The sequence below is a fragment of the Bacillus sp. JJ722 genome (assembly GCF_036963345.1).
GTDB lineage: Bacteria > Bacillota > Bacilli > Bacillales > DSM-1321 > Bacillus_AD.
On the sequence record NZ_JBALMO010000206.1, the window covers coordinates 1 to 3,511 of the forward strand.

At 33.5% G+C, this 3,511-nt stretch carries 2 protein-coding genes and 1 pseudogene; all 3 read right to left on the reverse strand.

Annotation, left to right across the window (positions count from 1 at the left end):
- Positions 1-688 (reverse strand): annotated as a pseudogene (locus V7014_RS20940) (tyrosine recombinase XerS); the annotation flags it as partial.
- A 144-nt stretch (positions 689-832) separates the two neighbouring features.
- Positions 833-1,033: a hypothetical protein gene (locus V7014_RS20945; protein WP_335509965.1), complete on the reverse strand. Its 201-nt coding sequence runs from the start codon at positions 1,031-1,033 to the stop codon at positions 833-835.
- A gap of 462 nt (positions 1,034-1,495) precedes the next feature.
- On the reverse strand, positions 1,496-2,617 hold the full coding sequence (gene xerS, locus V7014_RS20950; protein ID WP_335509967.1) for a tyrosine recombinase XerS: 1,122 nt from the start codon (positions 2,615-2,617) through the stop codon (positions 1,496-1,498).
- Positions 2,618-3,511 lie beyond the last annotated feature (894 nt).

Sequence of the window (3,511 nt, forward strand, 5' to 3'; positions counted from 1 at the left end):
TCTTTTTTTCGGGAAAAAATAATTCTTTAATAAGCTGGACAAGTCGAATACAACTTCCCAAAAATAAAGAGCAAATGGCTATGTCTCTTAATTTATCTCTTTTAAAGTAACTTAATTGTTTTGATTTCGGTCCTAAACCGTGATCAAAATCGTGCCTTAAATAATCGAGAAATTGAACGTCTTCATTGTCATGAAATATCTTTCGTGACATCCTGGCTGCACGAGAACTAAGTGTCTCTTTTACCTTAGTTACTTCAATTTTTAACATAACATTACGATAGAAGTATGGTTCTCCTTTTTTTGAACCTTCCTTAATCTCTGTTTGAGTAGTCAAGTAAGAGAAGAGGGAGCGGAGGGCAGAAATTCCCCTTGAAATAGAGACCTTTTCACGTTTCTTTGTCTCTTTTTTAGTAACCTGTATTTCTTCTCGTTGTAAGAACTTAAAAAATGACTTAGCTTGATCCAATTCTAAATGTTCTAGCGACTCAAGCGGAATATCACGCATAGCTTCACACTTTGCTATACCTTCGGCCATTAACCATTCAAAAAACATTTTGTAATCATGAAGATAATTTAAAAGGGTAGAGGGGGAGCGAGTATCCAATTTATCATCTATATATTCAACAACATAGAAGGGCATAGTGAGTACCATTTTATCTAGTTTTTCTTTGTGTCTTTTATGTTGCATAGTAATTAATAACCTCCTATGTAAGTTTAATGTAATCGGTGAAGGGGAGAAACTAGATTTTCTTACTTCTTGATTTGATTTGTAAAAATACATTTGATAACAATTGATTAAAGCACATTATAAAAAAGCAGCTACCCCTCTAATTTATAAAAAATGGTGATTTGCTACATGAGTATAGCCAGAAGTAAGAAGAATCATTTCCTCGTGAGAGTTAAATTTATATGTAAAACTTGGTTTTCCAGCACCGCTTAACATAATATCACCTACATTTTGTGTGTTTATATTTACGGATTTACCAAAAGCAGCCCCGATGAGTATTAAATTTCTTACCGTTTTTGAACCCATTCTAAGAGGGGCAAGTAAAAGGATTTTTGTTTAAAGGGGACAGATGGTTCACTTCAATATGAATCTACAATCTCGTTCGTTTAAATAGTCACTAAATACTAATTAAGTGAACAATAAGTTGATTTATCGTATTTAAACCACCTAACACTGATTGGATATACAAGATGGCTGTATAGTCTCTTTAATTGGCTGAAACTTAGGCAAGAAATATATAGCCTTCAGATAAATATTTGATCAAGTTAAAATAACACTAATGCATGTTGGTTGGGTTATTAAAATTGCAGTTGACTTATGACTTAGTATTATATAATTCGATTGATGCACATTGATAATTCTGATATACTGGGTCTGAAATCATTAACGAATTAAAAAAATCATACATCGTAAAATGAGAACAGCTACTCGTCTGGTTGTTCTCATTTTACGTACATAGGCATAAACGGCATAAAAAGGGAACAACTTTTAATTATTTGCTCTCTTTTTAAATGCCTGTCGAATATTTTCACGCTTTTCGTCATTTAATATATGAGTGTATTTCTGGGTTGTTTTGATATTAGAGTGCCCTAATGTCTCTTGGACAATACGAATATTTCCTGTCTCCTTAAGTAAATAAGTAGCGAAGCTGTGACGTAAATCATGAACTGTTAAATAAGGTTTCCCATAGGCAGTAGCATACTTCATTACTAATTTTTGAACAGTATTTTTACTAATGAGTTTGGCATAACTACCTCTGGTTGTAGTAACGAATAGAGGGGAATTTTCAAAGTTCTCAGCAGCATATCTATTCTGCCTAATCTCCATATAATCCTCTAAAATTTCAGCAGCATACTCACTAAAATATACAGGCTTTGTATCATTATCGTCCGCACCTTTTCTTTCGACCATGACACAATTCAGAGCTAAATTAATATCTTTTATACGGATGGATATCAACTCGCTTACACGTAAACCGCTATGTAAAAGGAGCGCTATGATTGCACCATCGCGTTCTCTATTTTTATTCCACATATTAAGTGCGACAGGATGGAGATCTAAAGTTCCGTATTCATGTAAAACGAAATCAATGAACTCAAACATTTCTTCTTCTTGTAATATATTCATTTTTATCCTGGAAGCAGCGCCTTCTTCATCTGCTTTAACACGAACTTCATAATCCATTAAGACATTTTGATTTAAGTAAGTTGTGTTTGTTCCTCGAACCTTCGTCTTAGAAAGAAATTTAAAAAATGATTTAAGTGCACTCATTTTATTACTAATTGTAGTATTTGAGTTCTTTGATTTGTAAAACTTGTTTCCATGATACTTGCTGTTAGGTCTACTCATTAGGTATGTACGGTAGGCATCAAAGTCTTCTGTGTAAAGAGATTCTAATTCTTCGAGAGTAACATGTTGATAGCTTGTTGCAGTGGAGTGGCCATATTCTATCAACCATTCCAAGAAATCTACTATTTTATAAGTATATGAAAGTGCTGATGTGTTTGTCATATTCAGACCAATATGCTCTAAGTATTTTACAATATAGAAGGGAAGAGTCATCTTCAATTCTTCTAATTTAGCACCATCTTTTTCACGTTGAATTCGCATAAAATCACCTCTTTATGTATTATACAACATATGTTCGCAATTCAACATAAAAGGATTTCGATTGAAAAGCGAACATATGTTTCTGTGAAAATATACTGAAAGAGGGTGATATATGCTATAATAATAGAAGCTACATTTGGCAGGTATGACGCGGTGGCACCCCCGGTTCCCAACTAGGGACAGAAGGGGGGGATTGTATGGTCGTAACAACAGATATACTATTAGTTATGATTGCTTTCGCGTCCTTAGTTGTTGCAATAATCGTTGCATGTAAAAAAGACTAAGCCAAATCCCTGTCCCAAAGGTGAAATAAGCTCAGTCTTATGTTCGCCACCGCAGTCTTACATTGCGGTGTAGCTAATATGATTAGAGGATTGAGATGTTCGCGCATCTTGATCCTCTTTTTATTGTGTGAATTGCTTTAGTCCTTATACTTATAATATACCCAAATTCAAATAAAAACAACCGCAGCAACAAATAGACATGCTATAATGTGCTTGCAAATAGCTTGGTGCGCTATTTGTCAATTTCATTGAGTAGCAGCAAAGCCAAGGTGTATGCCTTGACTTTTGTATTTATAAACTATAATCCAGATGAATTTTATTCGAATTATAGTGACATAATAATTAACGATAAGATATTAAGGAAGCTAATTATAGCCTCTTAATTTACATGTGTATTCACAATTCAACAAAAGGGACATTATGTTGAATTGTGAATATGTAAATTGTTTATGGTTCCTACCCTGCTAATGCATTATCCAGCATCGCTCTGAGAGCTCTTAAGTAACACACTAATATTTGTAAATGTAGATACTTTATTCGATTATGTGGGATTATGGATGATATAATAATATAATGAGATATTTACAAAGTATGGTGAATCAAATGAAAC